The 6,865-nt window shown below is 52.5% G+C and carries 1 protein-coding gene and 1 pseudogene; both read right to left on the bottom strand.

Translation table 11 applies throughout. The features are described from left to right. Positions 1-359 (bottom strand): annotated as a pseudogene (locus IO95_RS10390) (OmpA family protein); the annotation flags it as partial. Between the two features lie 148 nt (positions 360-507). Further along, positions 508-6,865: Ig-like domain repeat protein (locus IO95_RS10385; protein WP_051791184.1), on the bottom strand; the 6,358-nt coding region annotated here is incomplete at its 5' end.

Below are 6,865 nucleotides of genomic sequence, written 5' to 3'. Positions count from 1 at the left end.
TCCTGGAAGTAGGACTCAATGGCGTGCCCACCAGGGACAACACAAAAGACCGTATACTCGCCAGGCAATAGTACCGATTGCAGTTGACGATCCACATAAACCGTCGCAGGAAGTTTACCTTCAGGATAGTAGAAGACAATTTGCGACAACTCCGGCACAACCTCTCCGACAGGACGATAACCGTTTGCAATGGTCCCTGAACCAGCGGTCTGCCCATTGGCATCTAACACCGTAGACACCGTATTGTTATGCCCACCAGAGAGTCCCTCCTGCGCAGAAGCTGGTAAAGAACACCATCCGCTGGCTAACATTAATGACACGATAGTGGCGTACTTGAATTTATTACCAAGAGCTTTCATTAAAATCTCCATGCAGGGCGATATCTCATCCATCAATATCAATAAATTGCTGGCGTTGTCATCACCCTTAATTAGGTCATCTGTAATCTGTTGATCAGCTATGCAAAAGAGCCCACAGTGTTTCCCCTGTGGGCCCCCATCTTATTGATTAGACAATAATTTGGTTATTTTGCAACAACGTTTCCAGATCAGTCTGGACATTAGCCAACGTAATGACATTGGTAAAGGCGTTCGCATTGCCTGAACCATCGCGATCAATACTGATCACCGTGTCATAGCCGACGTTCTCCACCTTCAGGTACTTAAGAATACCTTGGGAAGAGTAGTCCAATTCTATCTTGTCATCATCCTTGAAGAAGGAGATTGAGCCGTTGTAGTCCAGCAGATCGCTCAGGTCAATCAGGTCCGCATCACTGTCAGTCACCACGTCACCTACATGGAAGCCATGGACGATATCGCTGCCATTACCGCCGGTGCCGTCAGTTTCCATCCCTGACAAGACCTTATACATTAACGTATCGTTACCACCATTAGTCAGGTAGAACGTATCGTTGCCACCACGGCCTTCAAACAGGTTGTTAGCCGAGTTGTCAGTAAAGTTATCGCCCTGGCTAGAACCAATCAAGCCTTCGATACTTTTGAGTATGTCATCGCCCTGGCCTGTGGCCGATCCATCCTTACCTGTCCCCCCCCAGAGTTTAGCGGTGATAGCGCTTGCTGAACGGCTGTAATCAACGATATCCATCCCAGCCGTGGCACTCCAGACCGCCTTACCACTGACAATCTGGTTCCAGCCGCCACTGCCGTTGTAGGTATCGTTACCCGCTGAAGCAAAGAAGGTGTCGTTATAGCCAGTACCAACAATGCCCGTATCGGTGGTCTTGGTGGCTGCAGTGTCACTTTCCGCCGTCAGTACATAAGCATCATGGGATTTACCGGTGGTTAACCCACCCCAGGTTTCATTCACCGTGGCGTTAGTATAACCGCCTTGGCTAGTTTCTGCGCCCACATGGTCAGTCTGGCCATTGGTAATACGCAACAACTGTACCGAGTAAACTTCATTCGGATCCAGCCCGAAGAAGCTCACCAGACCCATACTGTTGCTCGAGCCAGAAGCCTGCGGGTTAATCAACTGGGTGGCTACCAACTCATTCTTCGAGTTATACAGCTTGACGGTATTGCTGTAGAAGGTATTGATACCTTGGCCATCAACAATACGAATCTGCAAACTGGTACCATCGGCGGCAATATTGGTGTTTTTCACCAGCAAGGTTGGTGAGGCGTTATCTTTCGATACCACAGCTGCATCAGGGCCTGCACGATACAACACCAAGTCCATTGAACCATCCCAGTCATAATCCAGGGCGACTGCACCGGTTATGTCGATATACTTATCCGAGGTCAAGGCAATACCAGTGCTTTCCCACCACTTATTGGTGCCCTTGTTGAGGTACAGTGTGGGGCTGCCTGCATTAGCTCCCAAACCGGAGTTCTCGCGTGGAACTTCGATGATGTCCATCTTACCATCGTGGTTCCAGTCCACAGCCAGTGAAGTGCCACCATCCATCTTGTCACCAAACCATAACGCATCAACATCTTGCGTTTTCAGGCCCCCGTTGCCATCGTTCAGATAGATACGGCTTTCCTCATTGTTATTACCGCCTTTAGCACCGCGGCTCAAGAACAGGTCCAACCAACCATCACCGTTATAGTCGGCGTAGGTCATGGAGATCGACAAATTACCATAGTCCTCCTGACCATCATTACGGAAAACATAGCCGTACACCGCTATTTTACCAAATGTGGTCAAGTTGGTTGCGGTGGTTTGGTTGTAGAGGATCCCCAACGCGGTGTCCCCATTCCTATCAACATGTGCGGTAATATCAACAGTACCGTTATTATCGATATCCACTGCACCAATTTCATGCAAAAGACTCAAGTTAGATGGAATTGCCCCACCAGGGCGACCTTGTGGGCCGTCTGGGCTCAACACACCCTTTTCGTTCTTAAGGAATGAAGTAGAATCTGCTGCTGAGTCCGCCAACACAAAGTCCAGATAGCCATCACCGTGGCGGTCATAGGCTATCACCCCCCCTAAGTGGTTAAGATCGCCTTGGTTTACCGATTTCGCCGTGTAACTGCCATCCGCATTCTGCATCCAGTAGGCAGTGTGTCCACCGTTATCGTAAGCACTGACCTGTGACATGACATCAGTATAACCATCACGGTTGATATCGGCAAAGGTGGCCGAGTTAACAAAGTGGCCATAGTTGTCGATCCAATTAGCGGTAGTGCCATTAGCATGCTTGGTTGGCTGAGCCAGATAGTTTGAGCTGTAATCCTCCTGGGTTTGCATATTGTAGACACGCCCGGAGTTGGCCCGACCTGACCCGGTTGAAGCACGCGCACTCTGGAAGAATGACCACAAGCCATTATTACCGATAGTCACCGCTGCCGCATTCAGGCCATAGCCATCTGAATCGGTGGTGCCGCCCCACTTCTGCTGAATCAGCGTATTACCGGTACCCTCAGTGACCCCAATACTGGTAGAGGTACTTAACGAAGAACGGTTACCGGCCTCATCCCATACCATAAAGGCCAGATTATGCGCGCCGGCTGGCATGGTGCTGCTGATTGACCAGGTACCGTCATCATTCGCTTTGGCAAAGCCGATAATCTGATCCAGCCCTTCCTGGTAGGTCCCATTACCGTTGACATCACTCACCAGTGAAACAATCGCCCCTGCTTCAACCTTACCGTACTTGGCTTCGTTGAAGGTGTAGGTGGTGGTGCTGTTAACAATTTGCGGTACCTCAGGCGCACCAAGGATCGCATTCGGTGCTTCCAGATCAATCACAACCTTATAATTGCTCTTGAAATTGACGTTGGTGCCCAGGTTACCGGCGGCATCAATCACTCGCAGTTGGTAGTCAAAGGTGGTGCTCTGAGTGACCGCAGCCAACTGATGACTCCAGTTAGTCCCGGTTTCAGACAACAGGGTGGTCCAGCTACTCCCATTATCAAAGGAGATCTGCAGATACTGGTCGTTCTGCAGCGCAGCACTCAACGCACCCTTGATGGTCACCGTACGGTCACGGGTGATCATATTGGTGTCCGTTGCCGTCGCACTGTGGCTGAACGGATCGTTTTTCACCAAGCCAGGAGCGGTATCGGTGGTAATACCCGCAGTGGTGGTCAAACCATTCAGGTTCGGTGCCACGGTGCTCACTGTCAGCGCATGTGAGTCGGTGTCACCAATATTACCGGCCTTATCAACCACACGCGCCTGGATGGTATAGTCCTTTGAAGTCAACGGCTTGCTTTGCAGATCCACCGTCCAACTGCTGGCGGTCGTGCTGCTCGCTTTAGTCCAGGTTTTGCCGCCATCAACACTCACTTCGACCCACTCGTCTGCCAGCAGGGCCTTGTTCAGTGTACCGTTAATCAACAACGTGGTATCGCTGGTGTTGAAGTCGGTATTACTGATACCCAAGTCATCACTGATTGACGTGATGCTGATAGCCGCATCAGAAATCGTCGCATCAATGGTGATGGTTTCAGTACCACTCGGCGCACTCTCCTGACCTACCTTGTTGGTCCCCGTCACTTTGAAGTTGTAAGTACCGTCTACCAATGCTGGGTTTGGTGTAAAGCTCCAATTACCACCTGGGCCCGCAGTAGTGGTACCGACCTTAGCATTACCGTTATAGATGGTAATAATATCGCCTTCAGCCACCGAAGACGTCCCGCTCAATGTCGGCGTATTGTCCTTAGTCAGGCTGTTGTTGGCCAACTCCATACGGGTAGTGCCGGTATCATCAATAATACTGTCGATAACCGGAGCGTCTGGGGTCAATGACATAATAACGTCATAGCTGGTGCTCGGCTTGGCGCTATTACCTACCTTGTCAGTCTCTTCCACGGTCAACGTGTTTTTACCGTCATACAGTGAGCCCGTAGCGGTCAACGTCCACTGGCCATTGCTGCCTACGGTGGTGGTGCCCAGTACTTTGGTATTACCATCGCCATCGGTGGTGTATACCGTGATGGTGTTACCCTTTTCAGCACCGGTACCGTTAACCAACGGATTGCGATCATCCAACACGCTACCCTTACTGACCGGGCCGGTTACCAAACCATACTGATCGACGACCTCAGTGATCGCTACCTTGCTGACATCCGGTGGTGTGAAGTCCAGCGTCAGGGTAAAGGTGCTGGACGGAGCACTGACATTGCCCGCCTTGTCGGTGGACGTGACGTAAAAGTCATGCGGTCCTTCTGACAAGCCGGTGGTTGGCGTGTAGCTCCACTGGCCATTGGCCAGTGCCTGTACTGACCCAATCTCACCACGTTGGTCATAGATCTTCACAATGCTGTTGGCTTCCGCACGGCCGGTCAGGGTTGGTGATGGATCATCCGTCTCGCTGCCGCTGGTCATCGCCGTTGGCTGTTTGCTACCCACATCGTCCGCTGCCGAGTCGATAAACGGTGCTGTCGGAGCCACGGAGTCCACACTAAATACCCAGGTGCCACTGGTACTGACATGACCGGTCAGATCTTCGGCGCTGGCGCTAAAGGTATGTGAACCTTGGCCCAGGTCACTGTTTGGCGTAAAGCTCCACTCACCACCAGCTTCTACCTTGACACTCCCCTGCGGTTTATCGTCAACAAAGATGGTAACGATACTGCCCGCCTTCGCGGTACCGGTCAGTGTTGGACGGGTATCATCCGTCACCCCATTTTGTGATACGGAACTGGTGATACCGCCCACGTCATCGAGCACATCAGTCAGTTGTACCTGGCCCGGATCAATATCCACCTTGAAAATCAGGTGTTGACCTTCATCGCCGGTGTTACCTGCCGGATCCGTCACCCGGGTGGTCAGATCATGTGGGCCATTAACCAGTGGCTTGCTTGGCGTAAAGCTCCAGTTACCCTGGTCAGTCACCAGGGCGGTACCGATTTCCTCACCGTTATCATAGATATGGACCACACTGTTCGGCTCAGCCTTGCCGCTCAGGGTTGGCGTGTTGTCATCGGTGGTATCACCGGCGCTGATTGGCCCGGTTTTGCTGCCCATGTCATCCGTCACCAGCAGATCGGTGGCTGGCTCCGGTGCTTTGGTATCAACCACAATGTCGTAGATACCCGTATGTACGCTGGTGGCACCAATCGCATCGGTCACCGTCGCTGTCAGGTTATGGTTGCCTTCACCCAATGCACTTGGCGTAAAGCTCCACTTGCCATCAGTTCCCACTTTCGTGCTACCAATGACTTTACCATCGTCATACACCTTCACGATGCCACCCGCCTCGGCGGTACCGTTCAACGTCGGGGTATTATCGTCAGTCACCACGCCCTTCTGCAGCGGTTTAGTCACTGGCCCGACATTATCTTCCACCGACGTAATCACCGGGGCTAATGGCACGCCAGTTTTGATGCTAATGCTGTAGTTTGGTGAGGCCACCGTGGTGTTGCCTACCGCATCACTCTCTTTCGCGGTCAACTCAGCCACACCATCCTCCAGCTGCTTTGTCGGAGTCATTGACCAGGAGAGATTTTCCTGCACGATCGCCGTACCAATGATCTCGGTGCCGCGGTACACCGTAATGGTGTTACCCTTTTCCGCACCGGTGCCGCTGATGGTTGGACGGTTATCATCGGTGGTTTGGCCTGGATCGACCTTGCCAGTAATACTACCCACCTGATCGTCCACACCAGTAATGGTTACTTTACTGCCATCCGGCGCGGTGAAGTCCAGCGTCAGGGTAAAGGTGCTGGACGGAGCACTGACATTGCCCGCCTTGTCGGTGGACGTGACGTAAAAGTCATGCGGTCCTTCTGACAAGCCGGTGGTTGGCGTGTAGCTCCACTGGCCATTGGCCAGTGCCTGTACTGACCCAATCTCACCACGTTGGTCATAGATCTTCACAATGCTGTTGGCTTCCGCACGGCCGGTCAGGGTTGGTGATGGATCATCCGTCTCGCTGCCGCTGGTCATCGCCGTTGGCTGTTTGCTACCCACATCGTCCGCTGCCGAGTCGATAAACGGTGCTGTCGGGGCCACGGAGTCCACACTAAATACCCAGGTGCCACTGGTACTGACATGACCGGTCAGATCTTCGGCGCTGGCGCTAAAGGTATGTGAACCTTGGCCCAGGTCACTGTTTGGCGTAAAGCTCCACTCACCACCAGCTTCTACCTTGACACTCCCCTGCGGTTTATCGTCAACAAAGATGGTAACGATACTGCCCGCCTTCGCGGTACCGGTCAGTGTTGGACGGGTATCATCCGTCACCCCATTTTGTGATACGGAACTGGTGATACCGCCCACGTCATCGAGCACATCAGTCAGTTGTACCTGGCCCGGATCAATATCCACCTTGAAAATCAGGTGTTGACCTTCATCGCCGGTGTTACCTGCCGGATCCGTCACCCGGGTGGTCAGATCATGTGGGCCATTAACCAGTGGCTTGCTTGGCGTAAAGCTCCAGTTACCCTGGTCA

It is taken from the genome of Serratia sp. DD3, from assembly GCF_000496755.2.
This window is presented reverse-complemented; position numbering and strand designations above follow the sequence as displayed.